The 25,220-nt window shown below is 44.1% G+C and carries 21 protein-coding genes; 8 read left to right on the forward strand and 13 right to left on the reverse strand.

The window, feature by feature from the left end:
• Nucleotides 1-4: 4 nt before the first annotated feature.
• The 4 genes from SYNPCCP_RS14305 to SYNPCCP_RS14320 all read right to left on the reverse strand — a co-directional run bounded on the left by SYNPCCP_RS14305 (nucleotide 5) and on the right by SYNPCCP_RS14320 (nucleotide 3,316).
• Nucleotides 5-583 carry an MSMEG_0567/Sll0786 family nitrogen starvation N-acetyltransferase gene (locus SYNPCCP_RS14305; protein WP_010873942.1) on the reverse strand — a complete coding sequence of 193 codons (579 nt, stop codon included), beginning with the start codon at nucleotides 581-583 and terminating at the stop codon, nucleotides 5-7.
• Nucleotides 537-1,625: an MSMEG_0568 family radical SAM protein gene (locus SYNPCCP_RS14310; protein ID WP_010873943.1), complete on the reverse strand. Its 1,089-nt coding sequence runs from the start codon at nucleotides 1,623-1,625 to the stop codon at nucleotides 537-539. Before SYNPCCP_RS14310 ends, SYNPCCP_RS14305 begins: the two co-directional genes overlap by 47 nt.
• Before the next feature lie 30 nt (nucleotides 1,626-1,655).
• A complete protein-coding gene (locus SYNPCCP_RS14315; protein ID WP_014407149.1) occupies nucleotides 1,656-2,681 on the reverse strand; it encodes a Nit6803 family nitrilase in 1,026 nt (341 codons plus the stop codon).
• Nucleotides 2,682-2,833: 152 nt separating this feature from the next.
• Nucleotides 2,834-3,316: an MSMEG_0572/Sll0783 family nitrogen starvation response protein gene (locus SYNPCCP_RS14320; RefSeq protein ID WP_010873945.1), complete on the reverse strand. Its 483-nt coding sequence runs from the start codon at nucleotides 3,314-3,316 to the stop codon at nucleotides 2,834-2,836.
• A 464-nt stretch (nucleotides 3,317-3,780) separates the two neighbouring features.
• Between SYNPCCP_RS14320 and SYNPCCP_RS14325 the strand changes: the two genes are divergently transcribed.
• Nucleotides 3,781-5,031 (forward strand): MSMEG_0569 family flavin-dependent oxidoreductase, encoded by a 1,251-nt coding sequence (locus SYNPCCP_RS14325; RefSeq protein WP_010873946.1) that lies wholly within the window; start codon nucleotides 3,781-3,783, stop codon nucleotides 5,029-5,031.
• Here the strand turns inward: SYNPCCP_RS14325 and SYNPCCP_RS14330 are convergent.
• From SYNPCCP_RS14330 to SYNPCCP_RS14365, 8 genes are all read right to left on the reverse strand, one after another.
• A complete protein-coding gene (locus SYNPCCP_RS14330) occupies nucleotides 5,004-6,113 on the reverse strand; it encodes a LuxR C-terminal-related transcriptional regulator (RefSeq protein ID WP_010873947.1) in 1,110 nt (369 codons plus the stop codon). The genes SYNPCCP_RS14325 and SYNPCCP_RS14330 overlap by 28 nt on opposite strands.
• 371 nt (nucleotides 6,114-6,484) lie before the next feature.
• A complete protein-coding gene (locus tag SYNPCCP_RS14335) occupies nucleotides 6,485-6,952 on the reverse strand; it encodes a DUF1348 family protein (RefSeq protein ID WP_010873948.1) in 468 nt (155 codons plus the stop codon).
• Complete coding sequence (locus SYNPCCP_RS14340; RefSeq protein WP_010873949.1) at nucleotides 6,921-7,223, reverse strand: hypothetical protein; 303 nt, start codon at nucleotides 7,221-7,223, stop codon at nucleotides 6,921-6,923. The genes SYNPCCP_RS14335 and SYNPCCP_RS14340 overlap by 32 nt, the downstream gene beginning before the upstream one ends.
• A 47-nt stretch (nucleotides 7,224-7,270) precedes the next feature.
• On the reverse strand, nucleotides 7,271-9,925 hold the full coding sequence (locus SYNPCCP_RS14345) for a PAS domain-containing protein (RefSeq protein WP_010873950.1): 2,655 nt from the start codon (nucleotides 9,923-9,925) through the stop codon (nucleotides 7,271-7,273).
• A 287-nt stretch (nucleotides 9,926-10,212) separates the two neighbouring features.
• Nucleotides 10,213-12,579 (reverse strand): ATP-binding cassette domain-containing protein, encoded by a 2,367-nt coding sequence (locus SYNPCCP_RS14350; protein WP_223211301.1) that lies wholly within the window; start codon nucleotides 12,577-12,579, stop codon nucleotides 10,213-10,215.
• Nucleotides 12,580-12,638: 59 nt separating this feature from the next.
• Nucleotides 12,639-13,508, reverse strand: a complete 870-nt coding sequence (locus SYNPCCP_RS14355) for a D-alanyl-D-alanine carboxypeptidase family protein (RefSeq protein ID WP_199303669.1) — start codon at nucleotides 13,506-13,508, stop codon at nucleotides 12,639-12,641.
• Between the two features lie 17 nt (nucleotides 13,509-13,525).
• Nucleotides 13,526-15,043 (reverse strand): protein kinase, encoded by a 1,518-nt coding sequence (locus tag SYNPCCP_RS14360; protein ID WP_010873953.1) that lies wholly within the window; start codon nucleotides 15,041-15,043, stop codon nucleotides 13,526-13,528.
• A 77-nt stretch (nucleotides 15,044-15,120) separates the two neighbouring features.
• Nucleotides 15,121-15,498, reverse strand: a complete 378-nt coding sequence (locus tag SYNPCCP_RS14365) for a DUF4189 domain-containing protein (RefSeq protein ID WP_010873954.1) — start codon at nucleotides 15,496-15,498, stop codon at nucleotides 15,121-15,123.
• A gap of 297 nt (nucleotides 15,499-15,795) precedes the next feature.
• Here SYNPCCP_RS14365 and SYNPCCP_RS16600 point away from each other — a divergent pair, with 297 nt between their 5' ends.
• From SYNPCCP_RS16600 to SYNPCCP_RS14400, 7 genes are all read left to right on the forward strand, one after another.
• The gene (locus SYNPCCP_RS16600) at nucleotides 15,796-15,960 is read left to right on the forward strand and encodes a YqaE/Pmp3 family membrane protein (protein WP_014407150.1); all 165 of its coding nucleotides are present in this window, start codon (nucleotides 15,796-15,798) and stop codon (nucleotides 15,958-15,960) included.
• A gap of 91 nt (nucleotides 15,961-16,051) precedes the next feature.
• A complete protein-coding gene (locus tag SYNPCCP_RS14375; protein WP_010873956.1) occupies nucleotides 16,052-19,810 on the forward strand; it encodes a hydantoinase B/oxoprolinase family protein in 3,759 nt (1,252 codons plus the stop codon).
• Entirely contained in the window at nucleotides 19,794-20,258 is a 465-nt protein-coding gene (locus tag SYNPCCP_RS14380; protein WP_010873957.1) for a CYTH domain-containing protein, read from the forward strand. Before SYNPCCP_RS14375 ends, SYNPCCP_RS14380 begins: the two co-directional genes overlap by 17 nt.
• Before the next feature lie 209 nt (nucleotides 20,259-20,467).
• Entirely contained in the window at nucleotides 20,468-20,890 is a 423-nt protein-coding gene (locus tag SYNPCCP_RS14385; RefSeq protein ID WP_010873958.1) for a hypothetical protein, read from the forward strand.
• Nucleotides 20,891-21,030: 140 nt separating this feature from the next.
• Complete coding sequence (locus SYNPCCP_RS14390) at nucleotides 21,031-22,389, forward strand: APC family permease (protein WP_010873959.1); 1,359 nt, start codon at nucleotides 21,031-21,033, stop codon at nucleotides 22,387-22,389.
• Between the two features lie 229 nt (nucleotides 22,390-22,618).
• Nucleotides 22,619-23,032 carry a heavy metal-responsive transcriptional regulator gene (locus tag SYNPCCP_RS14395; RefSeq protein WP_010873960.1) on the forward strand — a complete coding sequence of 138 codons (414 nt, stop codon included), beginning with the start codon at nucleotides 22,619-22,621 and terminating at the stop codon, nucleotides 23,030-23,032.
• Between the two features lie 106 nt (nucleotides 23,033-23,138).
• Complete coding sequence (locus SYNPCCP_RS14400; protein WP_010873961.1) at nucleotides 23,139-24,392, forward strand: hypothetical protein; 1,254 nt, start codon at nucleotides 23,139-23,141, stop codon at nucleotides 24,390-24,392.
• 390 nt (nucleotides 24,393-24,782) lie between these two features.
• Here SYNPCCP_RS14400 and SYNPCCP_RS14405 read toward each other — a convergent pair whose 3' ends face one another.
• Nucleotides 24,783-25,220, reverse strand: coding sequence for a hypothetical protein (locus tag SYNPCCP_RS14405; RefSeq protein WP_010873962.1), 438 nt, complete (start codon nucleotides 25,218-25,220; stop codon nucleotides 24,783-24,785).

Raw genomic sequence — 25,220 nt, forward strand, 5'->3', positions numbered from 1 at the left:
AGATTTAAGAAACCTGCAATAAAGCAAGATCGAGCTTCGGTCGACTATAGACCACGGGGGGATAAAAATCTAAGTCCGCTTCCATTAAATGATGGGGGCGATCGCAGATCTCAATTTCCTGAAGGGAATGCCAATGTTGTCGCTGAAAAAAACGCACATTTTGCAATTGCACCGTCGCGAAAAACTTAGTACAACCCCAACCATGGGCAGCGGTAACAGCTTTATAAATCAAACCCTTGCCAATGCGACCCACTCGCCGGTAATTTTGATGTACTCCTAGCCGACCGCCATACCAGACATTCGGTTCATTTTCATAAATCCGCACCGCACCTACTACTGTAGGTTTACCAGGAGTCTCCGTATCTAGGGCAACAATTGGATAGGCAAACTGATCCGTCTCATCAAAATCATGTCCGGCAAAAATGCCCTGTTCCTCACAAAAAATTGCTCTGCGTAGGGCAAAATACCCTTGAATTTCTGCCGCAGATTCTGCCAGTTCAAACTGAAAACGATTGTTTGACATCGTAAAAAGCTCTCTATTTTGCAAATGTTGATAATGCTGAACAAGCGCCACATTTCGCACAGCCGGCCTTCATATCTACTGAAGAAATCTGCGATTGCTTAATGATTGTGCCGACCCTCTGATACAGGGCAAACATAAAATCACTGTCCGGCGCAGGGTGATTTGCTAAAGGTGTTTCGGAAATGGGGACGAAGGGAACAACAAAAGGGTAAACGCCCATATTGACCAGCTTTTCCGAGGCTTCTACCAAAGTTTCAAAGCTATCTCCCAGCCCTGCTAAGAGATAGGTGCTGACCTGTCCCCAACCGAAGACTTTAACGGCGGCTTCGTAAGCTTCGTAATAGTAGGAAACTGGAACCTCGGCTTTTCCGGGCATAATTTTGGCACGAACATCCGGATCAACCGCTTCGAGATGCATTCCCAAACTATCGACGCCAGCGGCTTTCATGCGCTCGAACCAAATAAAATCATCGGGGGGTTCACACTGGGCCTGAATGGGAATATTGACCCGCGCTTTAATGGCTGCTGCACATTTTGTAAGGTAGGCTGCACCACGATCGCCTGAATTGGGTGTCCCCGTTGTCATGATCACCTGTTCGATACCGTCTAACCGGACTGCGGCTTCTGTGACCTCGGCTAACTGCTCCGGTAATTTACGGGTGATCGTGCGACCTGCATCAAGGGATTTTTCTATGGCGCAAAATTGACAAACAGTGGACTCATCGCGATAACGTATACAGGTTTGCTGAACCGTCGTCGCTAAAACATTGTTGCTGTGCAGTAGCGCAATGTGCGAATAGGGAATACCATCTGCTGTCTTCAAATCATAGAATTTAGGTTGACGGGGCAGGGCGATCGCCGCAATCTCTTCGTCCCCTTTGCTCAAAACCGTCTTTGGGGGCATGGATGCAAGGTTGATACTGTAGGGCGATGCCGCAGCGGTGGAAGTATAGATTGGCACCATCACCGTCGTCCCATCCACCGTCACTGCCCGATGATCTGAAGGCCCTGCACCGCCTTTGCGCCCAAGATCTTTGGCATTTGGATCCACCAGTCGCAACCCTTTGGATTGCAGTTCTGTGATGAGACGTTGCTTATTCATGTCGCTGGGATAATCCTTAAATTTTTGTACTTAATGGCTAAAAATCGGATTGTTGGGCAATGCCTCAATGGTTTCCGTCAGCTCTGGATCACTTACTGCCGGAATAGCATTGGGCGTAACTGGGTTGGCTTCTAGGGCTGACCAAGGCTGATTGTTGAGGGTTAGTTGTAATAGATCCGGTCGGGCATAATGTCCCACCGAATCCATCATGCGTTTGCGTTTAGCGATGAGGGAAAAATCTAAATCGGCGATCGCCAACCCTTCTCCCTCAGCAATTGGCTCACAGAGATGCTTTCCTTCGGGGCTAATAATTGCCGTATAACAACCACCACTCAAGGCTTGATGCATTTTTTCGTCGGTGGTAATTTGTAACTTTTGCTCCGCTGTCAACCAACCCGTTGCATTAATCACAAAACAGCCGGATTCCAAAGCATGATGCCGCATGGTCACTTCCATTTGATCCGCGAAAATCTGACCCACCATCGATCCGGGGAATTGCCCACAGTGGATTTGTTCATGTTGCGCCATCAGCGCATAACGGGCTAAGGGATTGTAATGTTCCCAACAGGCCAAGGCTCCCAAGCGTCCAACCGTGGTATCTACCGTCCTCAGACCTGCACCATCCCCTTGTCCCCAAACCATCCGTTCATGGTAGGTGGGCGTGATTTTGCGACGTTTTAGCACCAGCGCACCATCTGCATCAAAAATCAGTTGTGTGTTGTACAGCGAGCCTTCTTCGCGCTCATTAACCCCTAACACCACGACCATTCCATGGGTTTTCGCGGCTTGGGCGATCGCCTGGGTGACTTTCCCCGGCACAGTAACGGCTTCTTGATAAAGCTTTAGGTGACTTTTCCCCATCAAAACCGGCGGTTCAACAAAGGAAAAATAAGGGTAATAAGGCACAAAAGTTTCAGGAAAAACAATCAGTTCTACCCCTTTCTTTGCCGCATTGGCGATCGCATCGAGAACTTTCTCCATAGTCCCTTGTTGACTAAAAAGAACAGGACTAATCTGTGCCGCTGCTGCCCGAATATTTTTTGTATAATTCAGCATGATTTTTCCCAGCACAACGACTGGAATAGTTTCAGAAATAAAAAATGATTTGAAAACAAGTGATTGATATATTAGACTTCAAAAATCAAAAACAAAATTTTCAAATCATCCCTCCTATCAATAATTCACCAAATATTTAATCAAGCACATTTTTACATTGTCCAAGTATCAAGAATAAACGCACCATCCCTACGGTGCATCAAGATTAAATCCATCACATCTAGGGGATTAATCGGACGAATACCGGGGATTAGAGAAGGCTCGCCATGACCATAAAGTGCTTGCAGTGCAAAGCGACAAGCATAAACCTTACCCCCTGCTTCCATGATTTTTACAATACGCTCATTCATGGTCAGGTGACCCGGAAAACCTTCATCCCCAAGCTTAGGAAAACCCCTTTGTACACCGAGAGTAACACCGGGACCATAGAGCAAAACAGATGTTTCAAAGCCTTTTTTAATTAAGCGGCTAGCTTGCATTAAATTTACTAAGCCAATGGAGCCTTCAAACGCCACTGTATGAAAAGTAATCAGCGCTTTTTCACCGGGTTCAGCTTGGACATCAGGAAAAACTTTTTCCTCGTAATCTACTAAGAAATCACCTGTTTGGTGAGCTGGCTTAGTTACCTCTGGCATGGTTGTAGTTCCTTAAATTCAAATTCTGATTTGACTTGAGATTAGTCATGTATCAATGTAGAAGCGAAGTTTCCTTATTCTTGTATCATTTGTCACAAAAAAATAGTTTTAATTGAAAGTCATAGGTTTAACCATTCTTAATTTCTTGTATGAAGATTATCTTTTCTTAATAATCTTAGCCAGAAAAATGCTTCTTATCTAGATACAGTAAGAGTTTCAAGGCTTGGAATTTTCCTGGAAATGGATTTCTGTTCAGTATGTCCGCTTAAGATTTAAATGATTAGACACCTATCTAAATCAACAGGTCTGTCTATGTAAAGCTTATAAATACAAGACTATTGCGATGTTTCCTATTAATAGAATCAGAGATCATCAATTTGTAGCGAAACATACAAGTGTTAGAAATTTCGAGGCTTACAGTTGATGATTATCAGGAAAGATAGAGTTCAATACAGGTAGATAATATGAAAAAAAGCCACTATTCCGTCATTATTGTCGGTGGAGGACAGGCGGGCTTAGCGATTAGTTATCTCCTAAAACAAGAAAGCATTGACCATGTTATTTTCGAGAAAAATCAAATTGGTCATGCTTGGCGTAATCAACGTTGGGATTCTTTTTGTTTGGTTACGCCTAATTGGCAATGTCGGTTACCCGGCTTTCCCTATGCGGGGGGTGATGATCAGGGTTTTATGCTGAAGGACGAAATTGTCCAATATCTTGAGGATTATGCGGCATCTTTCCAAGCTCCTATCCTTGAGGGGGTAGAGGTTTCTAAGCTGAGTCAACGGACTGATGCTTTTGAGGTGATTACCAGCCAAGGAATCTACACCGCTGATCAAGTGGTGGTTGCTACTGGGGGCTACCATACGCCAAAAATTGCGGCGATCGCCAAAAAACTACCTCCCCATATTGTCCAGTTACATTCGGTGGACTACAAAAATCCGGAAACCTTACCAGATAGAATTTTATTAGTTGGCACAGGTCAATCGGGCTGTCAAATTGCTGAAGACCTACATCTAGCAGGTAAAACCGTCCACCTTGCCACAGGCAGCGCACCCCGTTCACCCCGCCGCTACCGAGGGAGAGATGTGGTCGAGTGGTTAGAGTTGATGGGTCATTATGATCTGCCCATTGATGAGCATCCCCAAAAGGAAATGGTACGCCACAAAACAAACCACTATTTAACCGGTCGTGATGGTGGCAGAGAAATTGATCTGCGTCAATTCGCCCTTGAGGGCATGCATCTCTACGGACGGCTCAAGGATATTGATGGAAATCAAATTCTATTTGCCGATAATCTCAAGGAAAATCTCGATCAAGCAGACGCAACGGCCGCCAGAATTAAACAAAGCATTGATGAATATATTGCCAAAAACCAGCTTGATGCGCCCATCGAAGCACCCTATCAGCCCGTTTGGGAACCAACTTCCATACCCCTTACCCTAAATATTGATGAAATTGATGCGGTTATTTGGTCCACTGGTTTTAATTTTAATTATGCTTGGGTCGATGTTCCTGTATTTAATTCGATGGGGGAACCTCTACATAATCGGGGTGTAACTAATGTGGCGGGGCTATATTTCTTGGGTTTACCCTGGTTATATACTTGGGGTTCTGGGCGATTTTCAGGGGTTGCCCGTGATGCGGAATATTTAGCGGAAAAAATTAGAGAAACACTGCCCGCTAATCAAATAAATCCTTGTACGGTGGCTTGATAAATGGCTTGGTAGCGATTTTTGGCGTTGAGTTTATGGAGGGTGCCATTAACATGAAACTTAACGGTACTTTCGCTGATGTGAAGCTCCTCGGCGATATCGCGATCGCGTAAACCTTGGGCTAATAGGCTGACGATTTCCTTTTCCCGCTCCGAGAGGAGATGTTTGTTGAGCTTGATGTTTTGAAACCCGTCATAGGGGAGTTGCAGCGAAATTTGCAGGATTGATTGATTTACACTGCTTTGACTCCTAAATTCACCGCCAACATGGTGGGCTAAAAATTCTATTTCTTTAAAAGGCGATCGCCCATCTGTGTTGAAGGCTTCTGACACGGATGCTTCGACAATGGCTTCGATGGTGACCGAAATCTCCCCATAGATGAGACGGCAATAATTACAGGAGAGTCGATTAAAAATTTCTGTGGTTCTGATCAATAGATATGCAAGGGTGGGAGAGAGCTTTTTTTCTGTGCCGATTAGGGTCAGCTTTGTCTGAGATAACAGCCTTGCCAAAACGTCCGGTAAAGGGATTTGATCGTCTAAAAATTGGGTTGTATTAATCGTATTTGTTTCGCTCTGGAGTTGTCGGACGGCATCAATGGCGATCGCCACTGCCATACAGAGAACTTGTAAAACTTCCAGAAATTCTGCGACAAAGGGAGCCTCGCTAAAGACAGCCAAGACACCAATCACACGGTCATGGCCTACCAATGGATAACCGGCGAAACCGCGAATATTATTGGCGATCGCCCAGTCACGATCCTTTACCCAGGTTTCATTGGCGAGATGATTGCTTAAAAAAGGAATACAGCTTTGGGCAATTTTACCGACCTTATAAGCCCCCATCGGCACACGGGCAAAACTACCATTCGTACTGGTATGTAAGCCTGACGAAGCAACCAGTTTTAAACTCGCACCATCAGGCTCTGTTAACCAAATACGTGCAAACACGCAATGAAAATCATGGATTAATGCTTCGGTGATTTCTTTGGTAATCGCCGTTGTGTCAAGGCAACCAGAAATGCGCTTGCTAGTCGTATTTACTTTTTGGAGATCAAAAATTAGCTGGGCAGAATCTAACACGAGCGGCTCAGAACACTATCAAATCCACGCTATCAAAGGAAGCTATCTTGAAAAGTGCTGCAAGCAACATTATGGACACCGAACCATAGGATAAATTTTCGCCATGATCCCCGGGTTTATTGATAGTTCAAAACTGCTGCGACTCAAAATCTGAAGTCATTATATGGACAAGGCGCAGAAATTTTATCCCTATCTCAACGATCATGGCCTTAAAACGTGTTTGGAAAGTTTTATTCCGCCCCCTAAATCGACCCACTAAAGCTCCGGCAATACTGGGGGACTTTCACTCAGTTTCCCCCCAAATTTGGGGGGCCAGGGGGGCTTTTCAAACAGGCTCTTAGATTACATAAACTACATTTTGGGCTGTGGCATTATTCTGGAGTATTGATCAAACCAGGGTGATCTAATGGGCGATCGCCGGGGGCATCCCAGAAGAAACGACGCTCGGATTCAGCAATGGGTTTGTCGTTAATACTCGCTTCCCGACGACGCATTAAACCCGCTTCATCAAATTCCCAATTTTCATTGCCATAGGCTCGATACCATTGACCCGCATCATCCTGCCATTCGTACTGAAATCGTACTGCAATTCGATTTTCGCCAAACGCCCACAGCTCTTTCACCAGACGATAATTTAGCTCTTTATCCCACTTGCGACGCAAAAACTCACGGATTTTTTCCCGACCTTGGAATACTTCCGCCCGATTACGCCAAAAACTATCCTCGGTATAAGCCATACAGACTTTATCTGGGTTGCGACCATTCCATGCATTTTCTGCCATCCGTACTTTGGCGATCGCAATTTCCTTAGTGAAGGGAGGAACTAAAGGTGTTGTCATGATTAAAATTTCCCAATAATTTTAGAAGAGACGGCGGCTTACGAATTTGTTTACTCTCATTGTTGATGCAGGCAAAACCTACGAATTCATCTATGGTTGTTGACCCAATAGTGACAGAAGAAGTGTCCGAAAGACCACTAATGGCTAGAACTCCGCATTTGGTGGCCGCCTCATATAAACCAAGGGCTAATTCTTTGAGTAGTTCCCTTTCAATGCGTTGTTCAGAAAGTCGAATAGATTGAAGAATCGAGTCGGGAATTGAAATTTGCATTATGGTCGTATGTAAATTTCGTTAAAATGTATTGAGGTACGGCCAGATTATAATTCGTCAACTTTAGTTGGGGAAGTTGACGTATCTTCGAGGACAAAATAGCCATTCCGACCCCGTTTCTTGGCCTGATAGAGCGCATCATCGGCACATTTTACCCAAGAGGCCAAGGACAATCCAGGCCGGGGTACAGCACAATGAATCCCAATACTGACAGTGACATAATTAGCAATCTCAGAGGTGGGATGGGAGATCGCTTTAGCATCCATCAAAGTTTTAATCCTTTGGGCAACGATAACCGCGCCGGATAAATCGGTTCTGGGTAAAATTAAGGCAAATTCTTCTCCCCCATAGCGGGCTACTAGGTCTGAAGTGCGATGGACAGATTCTTGCAAAATGGCGGCGACAATGCGTAAACAGTGGTCTCCGGCTTGATGGCCGAGGGTATCGTTGTAGAGTTTGAAATAGTCAATGTCCAACATCACCAAGGTTAAGGACTCAGTTTCGCGAAAAGCAATTTGCCATTCCCGTTCCAAGGCCTGGTCAAAGAACCGACGATTATAAACTCCGGTGAGGCCATCAATTTGAGTCAATCGTTCCAGTTCAATGTTGACTTCTTGGAGTTTTTCTTGGGCTTGTTTGAGCGGGTCAATGTTTTGAATTTGGCAGACATAATAGAGCGGTTGTTGTTGAGCATCTCGGACCAAACTGACATTCAACAGACCCCAAATCCAACGCCCATCCCGGTGTTGATAGCGGCGTTCTTGGGTATAGGCCATAATTTCGCGGTTGAGCAGTTGTTGAGTTAGGTCTCCTTGGAATGGCACCCAATTGGGATCTGTTACTTCTGCCACATCATGGTCTTGCAGTTCATCGGAAGTATAGCCCAACAGCTCACAAAAGGCGGGATTGACCTCAAGAAATTTACCATCTAAGGAAATCAGTGCACTACTCACGGCCGTAGTTTGGAAGGTTTGCCGGAAGCGTTCTTCACTTTCTGCTAAGGCCTCTTGTATGCGGAATTTGTCGGTAATGTCCCGTCCTTCACAGAGGAGAAAAATTATCCGCTGGTCGGTGTCGTAGATGGGCCGAATCGAAAAATCCAAAATAACTTTTTGCCCATTATTGCCCAAATTTTCTACGTCATAGCGAATCAGAATCCCTTGAGCGGCCTGGTGTATCGCGGATTTGAGGTCAGCTTTGAGCTGTTCGGATGCCTGCCACCAGGGAGTTTCCCAAAAATCTTGGTCGACAATCTCATCCACCGTAATGCCAGCAAAATCCAGGGCCCGTTGATTCACTTTGACGACTTTCCCGGTGGGGGTTAACAGAGCGGTAAATTGGGAGGCTTGATCAAATAGGGCTTGCATCATCGCTTCCCGTTCAGCCAAAGCCAGTTGCACTTCTTTGAGCGGGGTAATGTTGATATTTAAGCCACTCATTCTGACCGGTTGGCCGGCTTCGTTATACTCTACGTGGCCGGTACCTAAAATCCAAATACAATTCCCGTCGGCCTGGACTAGGCGAAATTCCCCTTGATAGGGTTCTCCGGTGGCAATAGCTAAGTTAACCCCCGCCTGGACGTGCTCCCGATCGTCGGGATGGACTAATTTGTAGAAAGTGTCTTGGTTTTTCTCGTAGCTGTCGGGGGTATAGCCCAAAAGATGATCGGACTGCTCGGACCAATCGGCTTGATCGGTGATTAAATCCCTTTCCCACCAGTTGGTGGAGGTGGATTCCAGGGTCATTCGCAACCGTTGTCCACTTTTTTGGAGAGCCTCTTCAATTTGTTTACGCTCAGTAATGTCAATCATAATCCCGCTGAGTTGAATGGGCCGACCGGTTTCATCCCGCTCCAGGGCCGCCAAATCCGCAATCCAGACCATTTGGCCATTGGGGGGAATCATCCGAAATTCAACCCTATAGGGCGCGTCGTGATTTAGGGTAGCTTCCACTGCGGTTTGCACCTTGGCCCGGTCTTCCGGGTAAATCAGCGCAATGGCATCGGCCCAGGTTGTGGGTAGTTCATCCCCGTGGCGGCCGAGCAAATCATGGAATGAGGGAGCTGAGTACATCTGGTCGTTGACGATATCCCATTTCCACCAATTGGCGGTTTCGGCAGAGAGGGCCAGGCGGAGAGTGGCTTCATTTTCTTTCAGGGCGGCTTCGGCAAGTTTTTGCTCGGTAATGTCGAGGTTAATGCCGCTCATCCGCAGGGCTTGGCCATTGGCATCCCGTTGCACCATACCTCTGGCCATAATCCAACGAATCGTCCCATCGGGGTGGACAAAGCGAAATTCGGTTTTATAGGGAATCCCATTTTCTAAGGAATCGTATAACTTTGCCCGGGTGGGTTCTACGTCGTCGGGATGGAGAAAACTTAAGAAGGAAGCAATATTTTTGGGGTAGGAGTTGGGGGCGCGGCCCACCATGGCATCAAAGGTGTCTGACCAATCCACCTCATTGGTTTTGATATCCCAATCCCACCAACTTGTATCGGTTGATTCGAGGGCGAAGCGGAATCGTTCTTCACTTTTTTGCAGGGCCTGGGTTTGCTGTTGAAGGCGACGGAGAGGGCGGTTAATGGACTGGATTACGGCCAAACTTAGGATCACTAACAGGCTTAATCCCAAGGCGGCGATCGCCAGCGTGGAGACTAAACTTTCATTGGCAACATTAATGAAACTTTGTGCGGAAATTGCCATAACTAGCAGTCAGTCCAGCGATTGATTCAGGCTTTGAAAATTGAGGTTAGTGACAAGGGTGGTTTCAAGATTTCGAGTTTTGGGAGTAATAATTGGGGCATAGGTACGGACCACCAAGCAAATAGTGCAATAGTTTGCGTGTAAAATACTATCTGTAAAGCTGAATTTGTAATACCTCCCTGATTCTAGCAAGCTGGACTGGTTCTTGCGCTTTGTAAAAAGATGGGGCAGTGGTTAGTGGTTCGTGACATTTTTTAACCAGCCTTTGTTAATTGTTTTCAGTATTCTCAAATAATATCCTCTCTTTTTTTGAACAGGAAAATAACTACGAGGCAAACAAAACCTTGGAGTAATAAAATTTCCCAGTTGACCAAAAGATTATTCCAACTAGGGTCGTAAACTAGGGTGGCTTTAAAAGGAGATTCCAATACGGTACCATCGGGAAAAATGACTGGCTCTGGCACTAGACTGTTGATGTCTAATAATGTGCCATAGGCACCGATAGACCAACGGCTGACCATAAACCAAGAAAGATATTGACTCACACCTTTAATTTGGAACAGTACGCCGGAGAAGATGATTTGGGGCAGTAGCAAAATAGGTAGAGCGGTGTTAGCCTGGGTTTCACTTTTGACCAAGGTAGATACCATTAAGCCTAAGCAAATAGAACTGAAAAGGGTGAGATAACTGGTGATAATTAGCCCCAAACCCCAGGGCAATAGGGGAGGCTGGGGATGGTCGAAGGCAATGAGGATAATCACCACCATAGCAAGGGTTTGCAAAAGCGCTAATCCTGACAATACTGTCACCTTAGAAGCAATATAGGCGAACAGGTTAAGATTAACTAATCTTTCTCGGCTGTAAATATCATTTTCTTTGACAATTTCTTGGAGAGAACTGGCGAGACCAACCCAGATGGCGGCACAGCTAAATACTAATAGTACGGTCTGAGCTAGGGGCGCAAGTTTGGGATCCGCTTCACTACCCAGAATAAATGGTTCCCTAGTGGCGATCGCCAGATCGATTAATAAAATGCCAATGGGGGCGGTGGCAATGGAAATACCGATATTGACCGGATCCCTAGCCATAATTTGCCAGTATCTTTGGCACAGAATCCAGGTTTGGCGCAGGGGAGATACCCTGGGAGGACTAGGTCTAGGGGCGGCAACAGCGGAATTACTCACCCCCAACCGTTGATCAATGTACTGATGTTGATAGCTAGACCGGCTATAGCGTTGGGCGGCTTTGATCACTGCTGATTGATTATCCAATTGAATATAAACATCAGCAAAATCACCATTATGGAGGTTAAAAAATTGGCAAGCATCGCTAAAAGTGCCGAAATAACACAAATTGCCCCCCTGGCCTAAAAACACCAGGCGATCGCATAGGTTAATGTTGCCGGTGGCATGGGTTACCAACACAATAGTTCGTCCCTGATCCGCTAGCTTTCGTAATAATTGCATCATCTTTTTATCTAGACCAGGATCTAAACCCGATGTCGGTTCATCGAGGAAAAATAATTTCGGATCCACCAGTAACTCCACGCCGATGGATACCCGTTTGAGTTGGCCGCCGCTTAATTTTTTGACCAGAACATGGCGACGTTCCTGCATTTCAATTTGGCCCAAGGTTTTCTCAACAATTTCGTCAATATCCGCATCTTGGGGTAATCTTAATTTAGCCGCATACCGCAAAGCTTCCTCTACGGTTAGGGAACTGTGGATAATATCTTTTTGGGGCACGTAACCAATTTGATTACGGTAAAGGTTAAAATTATTTCTCAGATCTTCACCGTTCAAATAAACTGTGCCAGACGTAGTAGGTTCAATACCTAATAAAGTCCGCATAAAAGTCGATTTGCCTGCGCCACTTCCCCCCACTAAAGCTACCAATTGACCTGGTTCAATGGGCAAAGAAATTTGGTTAAGGAGTGTAATTTCTTCGCTCTGATTACCTTGAACAGTGCGGACGATATTGCGGGCATCAAGGCGAATATTATCCCCGGTGTCGGCAATGAATAATTGATCGTTTTGTAATACCAGGGTGTAGGGAACTATTTTGATGATGGCGGCGGTGTTAATCAGAATTTTACCGTTGACTTTAGTGCCATTAACGTAAACACCATTGGTGCTGTAATCGTGTAAAAGATAGGTATTTGGCTCTAAATAATCCAGGACAGCATGTTGGCGGGAAACTGCGGAGGAAAGTAATTGTAAGTTGGCAGTTTCGTCCCGCCCAATAACCACAGATTTTTGCTTTAAATTGATGGATAATAGCGATGTTAAATTGGTAGGGCTAGAGCCATTGGGAGTAAAATATTTAATAGTAATAAGAATATTAATATTTTGTCCAATCTTAATAACATCTCCATTCTGTAATGGGTAGCCAATATCATGGGTGATTAAATGATGATTAATAAATAGCTTGTTACTGCTGGGATTGAGGCGATCGCCGTCATAAATAAAGTAATTACCTTGATCTTCTACTAAAGTAGCTTGACAACGACTAATAATGCTCCAATCAGTGGGGACTATCAGGTCGGCAAATTGGGAATCTCGACCTAAAATATGTTTACTTTTAGTTAATTCAAAAGGGGGTAAGCTTTGACCTTGATTAGTGACAATAATGTATGGTCTATTATTTTGATTCATGACCATTTCAAATTATTGAAAAATAAAATATTCATAGTTAAAACTGTAAATTATAGACATCAAATACCACTTCGAGCCACCATGAAAATTTGACTTGCTCTTGGTGAAGCAACATAACGCCAATGCCATGGTTCATAACTTACTCCTTGACTATTGTTAGGAGGAAATGAAAGTTCAAAACCATACTGATTAGCATTTCTAGCTAACCATTGATAAGCAGATGTATTTTCAAAATTTATTTTTAAATCATTTGCTGGATTAGCACCATCTCCTATATCTAAAGCATAGCCAGTGTGGTGTTCACTGTGTCCGGGAGGGGCACTAAACCTTGCCGCTGCTTCTTTACCACCTTTTCTTTTAATTTGATTTTGAAATAAAGCATCCTGAGAGGCAATAGAACGAAATCCAGAAATAATAGTTAATCTTACTCCTTGAACTTGAGCATCAGCTTGCATCTTTTTAAAAGCAGTGGCTGCTTCTTGATCTAAAGATTCACTGCGGCCGTAATATTCACCTACTTTTACTAATCTTTGCTGGCTATTTTCAGGGAAAGAATAATGACCTAAATTAGTTTTAACCGCAATATTGTTGGGAACTTCTCTTGATCCTTGCTGTTCTGCTAGCGGGGATAATTGTTCATAATCTGGTGGAAGTCCTGGCAATAGGGGGCTAGTCTGGATTTCGGGGACTTCAGTTATTAATGGTTCGAGATTAGTTGGAGTCGGAGTGGGAACCGGAAGAGAGGAAAGCTCTCTATCTTCAAGGGGGGGGGGAGATGGAATTTTTTCTTGATTATGAATGCCACTAGTTTCGTTAATAGATAATTGTTTAGCATTAGGTAAGTACCACCAACCATACAACATTCCCACTAACAGAGCGGCAACAAAAAAGTTTACCAATTGAAAGTTATTTTTTAAAAATTTTAGCATTTTCCTTAGAATCAAGTCTAAAAGTTTACTAATTGACTGGCAATCCACCCCGTTGATCCTGAACCATAGTGATAAACTTTATACCAAACATGGCCACTGGAATCAGTACTACTATCTAAGATGTCTAAACCCTCACCTGTATAGCCTTGAGTAATAACGCCATAATCTGTTCCCGGACCAGAGCGAATATTTTTAGATCCAGGAATTCCTCCAATAGTTGCGCTAGCACCGCTGGCCATAGCCTTTGCCTGATTTGCTAAAACTTGAACTCTCTGTCTTTCTGCGGCTAAACGCTGCCTTTCTTGCTTAGCTCGTTCGGCCTCAGCAGCTAGTCTTTGACGTTCTTCTTCTACTCGTTTTTGTTCTAATTCCCTTTGACGTTTTTCATTCTCGGCAATTTTTTGCTCTGCTTCTATTCGTTTTTGCTCTGCTTCCTGTTTTTCTTTTTCAGCTTGAGCCGCCCTAGCTTCAGCTTCTTTAATTTGTTGAGTAATTATAAACCCACCTCCTAAACCAGCAGTGACCACAATAATCCCAATAAGAACAGTTAACAGCGTTGCAATTTTTGATTTTCCATTGTTGTTCGAGTAGTTATTATGAGAGTTACCGACGGGCTTAACAACAGTTTCAGCCGTTTTGGTGGAACTTCTCGTGACTAAAAATTCATTACTAGGTGCAACTCGAACAGTTTCCATTGGAAGTGCTGGCTCAGCCCCAGAACTAATTAAGGAGTGTAGAGCCTGATACATTGCTTCGGCACTGGAATAACGACGACTAGGCTCCATTTCTATGGCTTTATTGATTACTTTAGCCAAGACAGAATCGATTTTAGATACATGACTTTGCCAGTCTAATTGGCCTGTTTGCTGGTCGCTAGAAAATTCAACTGGCAACTTCTTGGTAAGAGTGTAAATAATAGTCAGTCCTAAAGCATAAAGATCGGTGCTGAAAACAGAACGTCCCGAACTTTGTTCAGGAGCCATAAATCCCCTAGTGCCAATAACTACAGAGCTAACAGTAGAACCTGAGCCTAAAGTAACAGCCCCCATAGTTTCCTTAACAGCACCAAAATCAATCAGAACGGGTAAGTGATCACTGTCCCGCAAAATAATATTTTCTGGCTTAATATCTCGGTGAATAATTCCTTTGCTATGAATGTATTTAAGGGTAGTTAAAAGAGAAGAAAGAATAGTCTTTGCTTGTTCTGAACTAATAGGAGCAATTTCATTTAGGCTAACTCCTTGAATATACTCTTGGACTAAGTAAAATTCATTATCGTTTGAGAAATAACTATATAATTTGGGAATTTGACTGTTGTGCTCTCCTAAATCTTCTAACACTGAAGCTTCTTTTTCAAACAATTTTTGAATTAACTCAGTGGAGGTATTACTGTTTGCATTGGCTGGTTTAAGACGTTTTATTACCACCAGCTTTTGAGATGGTATCTGAGTATCTTTGGCTAAAAAAGTATCGCCAAATCCTCCTGAACCAAGGGATTTAACAATTTCATAACGGTCGAGTACTTGGACATTCATGTTGTTTGTTTATCTAAAATCAAAAAATTGAAATACTTAAATTCAACTTTAATTCAATCAATTGAACTGTAAAAAACTTATCTTTCAACTTCAATATGACAATTGTAATTCCCATCTTTTTTGGCTTTCCTTCTTAAAATATCAGCCGCCACATTCCAGTTATGCTTAGAAGCAGCGGTATAGGGCATACCACCACAATAACCACCGACAAAGTACCAGTCATCTTTTTCTGCTGTAGAAACAGAACAACTTCCGCCACCATTACCTCGACAGTTACGGATTGCGGCCTGTCTTGCCTTTTCCATAGTTGAGTAACCAGTGGCCCAACCCCAACCCCTTACTCCCTGGGCGATGGCCGAGTAGCCAGCCAAAGCAGGGGAAGCCGCCAAGCAGGTGCTCAATAGGGACAGACCAGAAATAGAAAGGACGTTTTTGGGACTGAAGATAATTTTCATAGCCGTATCGTTGCCTCATACAGACAAACTTATAGGAATATTACCCTAGTTTTACGAAAAGGATCTCATTCCGTCAGGACTCTTTTATTAACTTTCGTTAAAGCCGTTTTCCTTAGGCGATCGCCATGGAGCAAAGGGAAAAACGGAAGAAAATTTATCTGGATTTTGGTAGTACTGTTAAAGTTAATTTCACCAAAATTAGTCAATGGGATAGCATAGTCAGTGCGACAATTCTGTGCTCATTTTCCCTTGGTCTGTCAAAAGAACCTAATTATCCCGACATATTGGAGTGAACTAATGGATATTGTTAAGATCATTTGTGCGATTCTATTGCCGCCCCTGGGGGTTTTCCTGCAAGTGGGTATTGGCAAAGACTTTTGGATTAACCTACTGCTGACCATTTTTGGTTTGTATATCCTCGGTCTTGTCCATGCCATTTGGGTCATTGCCAGGGAACGTTAATTAGTATCAATAAAAACATGGCTAGAGGATCAAGTTTGGTCTACTCCAGCCATGTTTAAGCAGAAATTAATTGCCTAAGATAAAAATAATCATGACCAAATTTTTTGTGGACCGGGGCGGCACCTTTACCGATATTGTTGCCATTACCAAAGATACAAAATTAGCCCAACATTCCGCTAAAGATAGGCGATTTAGCGTATTTATCCTACCCACAAAAGAAACGGTAATTTTATTTAAATTATTATCAGAAAATCCGGAACTTTATGACGATGCAGTTATCCATGGCATCCGAATTATTTTAGGTTTATCTTCCAACGAACCCATCGCCCCAGAAAAAGTTAGCATGGTTAAAATGGGCACCACCGTAGCCACCAATGCGTTGCTGGAACAGAAAGGAGATCCCCTAGTTTTAGTGATGACCCAAGGATTTCGAGACGGGTTGGCGATCGCCTATCAAAATCGGCCGGACATTTTTGCCTTGGAGATTAAAAAGCCTAGCTTGCTCTATGGCCCGGTCATTGAAGCGATGGAAAGAATTAATGCCCAGGGAGAAATTTTACAACCCCTAGATAAGCATAGGATTCACCAGGATTTACAACAGGCCTATGACCAAGGAATTCGCAGTGTGGCGATCGCCTTAATGCACAGTTATCTTTATCCTGACCATGAATTAATTATTACTGAAATTGCCCAAAACATTGGCTTTACTCAAATTTCCCGTTCCTCTGAAGTTAGCCCCCTAATTAAATACATTTATCGTGGCGACACCACCGTTGTGGATGCCTATCTTTCCCCTTTACTGCGGCGTTACGTTGACCAAGTGCAAGGACAATTACCAGGCATAACAGTACAGTTTATGCAGTCCCATGGAGGTCTGGTGGATGGTAGTCATTTCCAGGGACGGGATAGCATTCTTTCTGGCCCAGCGGGGGGCATTGTCGGCGCTGTCAAAACCTCCCAGCGGGCAGGCTTTCGCAACATTATTACCTTTGACATGGGGGGCACTTCCACCGATGTGGCCCATTTTAACGGTACCTATGAACGATTATGGGAGACGGAAATCGCCGGGGTACGTCTGCGGGTACCAAGCTTAGCCATTCATACAGTGGCGGCAGGGGGCGGTTCCATTTTGCACTTTGACGGGCAAAGATACCAAGTAGGTCCCGATTCTGCGGGGGCTAACCCTGGGCCAGCTTGTTACCGTCGGGGCGGGCCGTTAACAGTAACCGATGCCAATGTCATGGTGGGACGGGTGCAAAAAAGCTATTTTCCCCCTGTATTTGGCCCAGAAGGAAATCAGCCCTTAGATATTGATATTGTTCAGGAAAAATTCATCGATTTGGCAAATCAAATAGCTCAATTCACTGCAATTAAACCTATACCAGAGGAAGTGGCGGATGGCTTTCTGGCGATCGCCGTAGAAAATATGGCCAATGCCATCAAAAAAATCAGTTTACAACGGGGCTACGACTTGGAAAGCTATACCCTATGCTGCTTTGGCGGGGCAGGGGGTCAGCTAGTTTGTCGATTGGCCGATCGCCTAGGTATTAGTAAGATTTTTCTTCATCCCTACAGCGGTGTCCTTTCAGCCTATGGCATGGGTTTAGCGGAGCAGCGGGCTTTGCGGGCCATGACCATTGAGCAACCTTTAACAGCGGATAATTTAGAGAGCTTACTAAGCAATTATCAAACCCTAGAAACCCAGTTAGCTGAAACTTTTGTTAATAGTTCCAACAGCAATGGTAAAGCAGAAAATTTTAGTAAATCACCGGAAATACGTCGTCAAATTGATTTGAAATATCGAGGAACTGACACTAGCTTAAGTCTTGATTTTTGCCCAGATTTAACCAGTTTAATCACTCAATTTACAGAACAACATCAACAACGCTATGGGTTTAATCAAACAGGCACTCCCCTCACCATTGCTGCTATTAGTTTAGAGTATATTCAACCTCTAGATTTGCCGCCGGAACCCTGTTTAGCTTCAGTGGTAAAACCGGCCCAAGCTTTAGAAATGGTGGATTTTTATGGCGATCGCCAATGGCATGCCATGCCTGTGTACCAACGTCAGCAGTTAGCTCCACACCAGGTAATTACCGGGCCAGCAATGATTGCGGAAGAGACTGGTACTATTGTAGTTGATCTCGGTTGGCAAGCCCAGTTGGGCCAAGCATCCCCATGGGAACCCCAACCTTGCCATTTGGTGTTGGAAAAAATAGTTAATCAAACAAAAGCTGCTCCTGATTCAATTAATAACAAAGAGGAATTGGAAGTTAAGGTAAATACTGATAGTTATGAAACTATTAGTGGGAATCAAGTCGATCCAGTGCGCCTAGAAATATTCAAAAACCTTTATCAATTTATTGCCGAAGAAATGGGCATTGTGCTGCAAAACACCGCTAGCTCAGTCAACATTAAAGAACGGCTCGATTTTTCCTGTGCCATTTTCGATGCCAATGGAGACTTGGTAGCCAACGCGCCCCACATTCCTGTGCATTTGGGTTCCATGGGGGAAAGTGTCAAAGCTCTTTTGCACGATCGCCATCAGCAATTGCAACCGGGGGATGTGTATCTCTCCAATAATCCCTACAACGGTGGCACCCATTTACCGGATGTGACAGTGATAACGCCCCTGTTTGACTCTGCGGGTAAGGAAATTTTGTTTTATGTTGCTTCCCGGGGCCACCAAGCAGATTTGGGCGGCATTACCCCCGGCTCCATGCCTCCCCACAGTCAAAATATTAACCAAGAAGGTATTTTATTTGACAATGAGTTGTTAGTTAAAGCAGGGGAATTACAAACGCAAGCAATTCGTAATCATTTGCTTAATAACATTTATCCAGCTCGCAATCCCGAACAAAATTTAGCTGACTTTTCTGCTCAAATTGCCGCCAATCAACGGGGCATAATGGGTTTAGAAAGTATGGTAGCCCAGTATGGTTTAAACACCGTTCAGCAATATATGGCCCATGTGCAAAATAATGCCGAACAAGCAGTAACCAAGGCGATCGCCAAGCTGAAATCCGGTCAATTTGTCACAGAAATGGATAACGGCATTCGCATTGCGGTAACTATCACCGTTAACGCCTCCCAAGGCACCGCCATAATCGATTTTTCCGGCACTTCTCCCCAGGGCGATCATAATTTCAATACCCCCAAAGCGGTGGTACAAGCAGTGGTTTTGTACGTTTTCCGCACCCTGGTACAGGACCCCATTCCCCTCAATGCCGGTTGCCTCAAACCGTTAAAAATTATTATTCCCCCCGGTTGCCTCCTCGATCCCCAATATCCCGCCGCCGTGGTGGCCGGTAATGTGGAAACTTCCCAGGCGATCGCCGACACGTTATACGGAGCGTTGGGTTGTTTGGCCGCCAGCCAGGGCACCATGAATAACCTCACCTTTGGAGATGGTCAATATCAATACTATGAAACCATTGCAGGAGGCAGTGGCGCTGGCCCTAGTTTTGCTGGTTGTGACGCAGTGCAAACCCACATGACTAATTCCCGCCTGACAGATCCAGAAATCTTAGAAAGTCGTTTCCCGGTGTTGTTGGAACAATTCGCCATTCGGCCCCACAGCGGTGGCGCAGGTAAATTTCCCGGTGGCAACGGCATTGTGCGCCAGTTTAAGTTCCTTCAACCTCTATCAGTAGCTATTTTGGCTAATCGGCGGCGGGTGGCACCCTTTGGGTTGGCCGGGGGAGAAGCAGGAGCCGTGGGGGAAAATTGGTTACTGCGTCGTTCTGGGGATAAGGTACGGTTAGATAGTTGCGCCCAGGTGGATGTGGCCCCTGGCGATCGCCTAATAATTAAAACACCGGGGGGCGGAGGTTATGGCCATCGAGATTGAACGTAAATTCCTGGTTAAAGATGACCGCTGGCGGGATTTAGCCCAGGGTTATTTGTACCGTCAAGGTTACATTGCGACCAAGGATTTAACCACGGTTCGAGTCCGTACCATTGGCAATCGGGCCTATCTCACTATTAAGGGTAAAAATACCGGCATGGCCCGTTTGGAATTTGAGTATGAAATTCCCGCAGTGGATGCTAATCAAATTTTGACTGAACTTTGTTCACCGCCCCTGATTGAAAAATATCGTTATTGCCTCGATTACCAAGGAAAAACCTGGGAAGTGGACGAATTTTTGGGGGATAACCAGGGTCTAATTTTGGCGGAAGTAGAATTATCCCAAGCTGACGAAAAAATAAGTTTACCCCCCTGGATTGGGAAAGAAGTCACGGATGATGCTCGCTATTACAACGTCAATTTGACTCAACATCCCTACAAAAATTGGTGACAGCTTAAACGATGAACAAACATAAGATTTTTAAGTCTCTTTTTCTTGTTTGAATCCAAAACATAGCCAACCAAATAATTTAAATGATTTATCAATTTTACCTTTTTTCTTTATTTTATCCTCCCTGCATTGACCAAAAAACGATAGCTTACTGAATATGGCTAGTTATGGAAACTTGTAAACTTTGTAGATAGAAGGAATGTTGACTCATGTTCAAAAATGGTTATTTACTAATGGGAATTTTTTCTGCCACTTTTTTTTGGTTATCTGCGACCATTTCTGCCGAAACTGACTTTAATTCCTTTTGGCAACAATTCAAAACTGCAGTGGTTAACAGTGACAAATCCACCGTTGCCAGATTGACAAAATTTCCCCTTTCGATGCCATTTGGAATAGAAAGCATAAAAACAGAAACTGAATTTTTGCAAGGTTACGACGATATTTTGAATATGGAAGCCGATGTGAAGAGATGTTTTCAAACGACTAAACCGAAGCAAGAGGGAAAGGGTTATGCTATTTATTGCACCTTTAAACAGCTACCTGAATCAAGCGAAAATCGTCCGATTAAATATTATTTTGAAAGGACAAAAACGGGTTGGAAATTTGAGGGTATAGATAATATCAACGAGTAAAATATATTTGCAATCGCACCGCCCCCCAGAAATCTGAGATTCGCTCAGAAATTTTTCAATCGCAGATTAAAGTTGCCGGAGAAGAGATTGATTCACGGTAAAGTGTACGAAATTAGCTTGGATTTTCATGATAGGGATTTATGACGGTACTGACTAATTCTTCTTCTGTCCCCCAACTTAATCGCTGTTTAGGATTAATTCAGGTCACCACCCAGGCGATCGCCGTTGTAGGGCCAACCATAACCGCTGTGATCAACATTCCCCAGGTCTATCTCAGTTCCGGGAACAGTAGTTGGCTCACTTACCTGATTGCTTGTCTTTGTATTTTGTTAGTGTCCCAAGTGCTGATTACCTTTGCCAGGCAGGAAGCGGGGACAGCGGGCTTAGCCACCTATGTTTTGCAAGGTTTGGGGGTAACTTTTGCACGGTTAACGGGCTGGTTACTCTTACTGGCCTATGGCGGCTTTGGCATACTACTGCTGGCCATGGCCAGTCAAAGTTTTGCAATTCTAATGGGGATGGCCGGACCCAAACTGCCTCTGTGGTTTTTTGTTGTGGTTTTGGGAGGATTAATTTGGTGGCTAGTGTCACGGGATGTGCGAGTATCCAATGGAATGATGTTGGTGTTAGAAAGTGTTTCAATTATTATAATTTTCTGGTTATGTAGTGTTATTTTATTCCACCATAGTATTAAATTTGATTTGTCAGAATTTCAACTCACCAGCGCCACAGGCAACCAAGTACGTTCGGGCTTAATGATTGCTTTTTTGAGTTTTGTGGGATTTGAAAGTGCAGCTACCCTAGGACGTGAATCTCTCCATCCCCTCAAAGATATTCCCAAAGCTCTACGCATTGCTACTTTGCTGCCAGGGGCACTATTTTTGGTTTGGGCTTATGTTTTAGGACTGGGTTTTAAAGCGGCTCCCAGCAATATTCTCAACTCAGCCAGTCCGCTTGTTAGTCTCGGCGATTTTTTACAAATTCCGACGGCGGCGATGGTAATTAGTTTTAGCGCCTCTGTTTGTTTTTTGAGTGCAAGTTTAGGGGTATTTAGTGCTCTGGCTAGGGTTGGTTTAAGTTTAGGAAAAGAAAAAATTCTTCCTCCATTCAGCACTAAAATTCATCCTGCTTTCCACACTCCGGTGGGCTCCTTAACTTTAGGGTTAGGGATTTGTATTTTGGGTACTTTGGTTCTGCTAGCAATGGGGTTAAAACCCGATGATATTAACGATGTTTGTGGTACTTTTGGGACTTTAGCATTGCTATTGGTCTATGGTCTTGTTTCCATTTCCCTACTGCGGGATCACTATCGCCGTGGTATCCTTTCCCGTTCTATTTTAATCCTTGGTAGTGTGACAATTCTACTATTAGCAACTGCTACTATTGCTTTTTTAAGTGGGTTAAATCAAGGGGATTTGCTCAATACAGTGTTGATTTTCTTCGTTCTAATAGTTCTAGGCATTGGAATAATTGCTCGCCAAGGGGCTGACCGCTCCTGACAGTCGAGAACTAAGACAAAAATTACTGGGGGTTAGGTAGGCGATCGCCAAATTACGAATATTGCTCCGAAACTGACCACATTACCCACTGCGAAGAGTTCTAGCTATCCTTTACTGATAAGAAACTGGGAGAAAATCGTCCTTTTTTTGTAACAAACTATATCAACCTACAACCTTATACCTAAGTATAGGGAATATATTGTAGTAGAGACAGAGAAGAAATGGGAGGGTGAGCATTATGTTAACCGTCAGCGAGGTCGCTCGCAAACTGGGATTAAATCCGCAGACTCTCTATTTCTACGAACGCATAGGGGTAGTCGATCATCCCCAGCGCAACCAATCTGGTTATCGGGTTTATCAAGAGAAAGATTTGGCGATCCTGAGTTTCATTCGTCATGCCAAGGATTTGGGGTTTAGTCTGGAGGAGATTGCCGACATTCTCCACTTACAAAGTCAACAATCCCTGACTTGCGACGAAATTTATCATAAGCTCACGAGCAAAATCCTTCAGCTCGAAAGTGGAATCAAAGAAATGGAAAAAATGAAGGATGATCTATCCAAAATTCTCAGTCTTTGCTGTCAAAGAATTAGTAATGGGGGTAAACACGGTAATTGCTGTTTGTTAAATGAGCAGTTGACTTAGGTATTCTGAGTGATTGAACTTTTATCTACTTTGCTGGCTACTTTGTCAAAAATGCCACAAAAAACACTATTTTCTGGGGATTAAAACCAGAAAGGGAGGGTTTGTCATGTCTTCTAATTCGTCAAGTAAGTTAGGGGATCAACAAAATGTAGGCATCCTCTACAATCTCTACAGTCAAGGGCAAGGAAAATCGGATAAACAAGGAAGTAAACCTACCCTAAGTAAATCAACTCTTCTATCTAGCCTTGAACTAACAACTCCAACCTTAACTCTGGGCCAACGAGGTGGGAGTGTATCTGCTAACGCTGCCTCTAATTTGGCGGCGATCACTCAAATTTCGTCCCAAGGTAAACGGGGCGGTGGTTTGCCAACCGATAAGGGTGGTGGTGGGCCGCCAGATGGCAAAGGCCACGGCGAAGAATCAGTCGAAAATAACCTGTCCTTCCCTGTCATTTTTCCCTCCGGAGTTACGCCTTTAGCTCTACGGGGAGCCATGAATAGCCTAACCCTAACGGATCCTTATTTTGTACCCGGCACCCGTGATGATTATTACTGGTTTGCCCAAAAAAATGAAGGCAACACTTGGCAAGCTTATAACGAACAAGCAACAGGGGCGATCGCCATCGACAAAGTTGACGTGGGGGATGCCCTAGAGTCTGCCAGGATTGAGCTAGGTCAGTTTGTCCGAATCGAGTTGGCTTTATTTAAAGATATTGGGGATCCTCTTATCTCCGATGATGGGCAACTCGCCTACCATATGGAACAAATTGATGGTCAAGGCAAGACCGAAGTTCAGGGCACTCGCTATACAGCAGCATCGTTGCAACAGACTTTTGCTAGTGCCGATGATGCCTTTACCCAACTGGGGGATAGTGGTCTTCCCATCTATCGCAGTGACTTAGCCACCGTCTATGCACCGTCCCAGGTGATGAACCTAACCATTCAAAAATTCGAACATGATCCGGTTACAGGACTGGACTGGAACGGGGACCAATGGGTTGGCCTTGGCATTGGGACCAAAGACTACGCTGCTAGCACAGCATTTGGTTCAGAATTAGCCGTATCAGGTAAGGTTATTTCCGGCGTCTCGGGTAAACCGTTCAAATTCACTGATGCAGGAAACTATCGCATTACCTTTGAAATTGAAGAGGGGGCTTCGATTTTCTTGGATGCGGGGACTGAACGTTACAATGTCGCAGGCGCCAGGGGGATGGTGATTGTTCCTGATAGCTCCAACCATAATGGTTTGATCTATCTCGATATTGCTGTGCCCTCTTCTGTATCGGGTACTGAGGAAGTTGTCTTGGGAACCCAGGACGTCTTTAAAACCCAATTTGTTGAATTGGCACCCGTCAGTTAGCTTTAAATCCCTCCCAGGGAGCAAGTAAGTTTTCTTTCCCTTCCTCAGCTAAGGGTAGAGCTATCCGTTGGAAGATTAACAAAAATCTGCTTGCGGATAGCTTTTGATCGGCGCAAATTTACGAAAGGGTTCCAGCAGGGGTTTTGTCCAGCGCCCCCCGAAGGACAGTTAGATTTAGGGGATGAATTGCCGGTGCTTTTCCTACTCTCTGAACGTACAATTTAACTTGATTTGGGCTAGTAGTCCTTGGAATTGACAGAGAGAAAATAAGTAGGAGTTGGGTTGGCGATTAAAGCTCTAACTTAAAAGCTGTAGTAGAACTAGTAAGTATATTTAAAGAAAAAGCTACAGCTCTAAGTAAAAATCGTTGCTTATATTTTTCAGGTAAGATCAGTTTTTAGAGCCAGACATAGAATGAACTAGAGTTGATTTAACAGTCTTTAACCAACGCCAAGAAACGGCATTAATTAGTAATCCCAGCAGAAATAGAAATATCATTAAAAATATTTGGTACCAAACAATCGTTTCTAAGCTAAGATCAGCAATCAAATGCCCTAAGTTAAGCACTGAATATACTACAGTTAAGCCAAAATGAACCTGACGTACTTTGCGGGACTGACTAAAAGAAATAACGATAATAGCAAATAGTGGCAGTATAAAAAAGATTAACATCAGCCAAAAAATTGGAGAAACATCGGCCATAGTTTGCCCATGGAACTCCGCCACACTCAAATCATGAAAAAGGGGCATTAATCCCAAATCAGTATGAAACAGCATTGCCAACAAAAACACTGTCCAGAGGTTAACAATACGATGACTGTAATCCAT

The organism is Synechocystis sp. PCC 6803 substr. PCC-P, assembly GCF_000284455.1.
GTDB lineage: Bacteria > Cyanobacteriota > Cyanobacteriia > Cyanobacteriales > Microcystaceae > Synechocystis.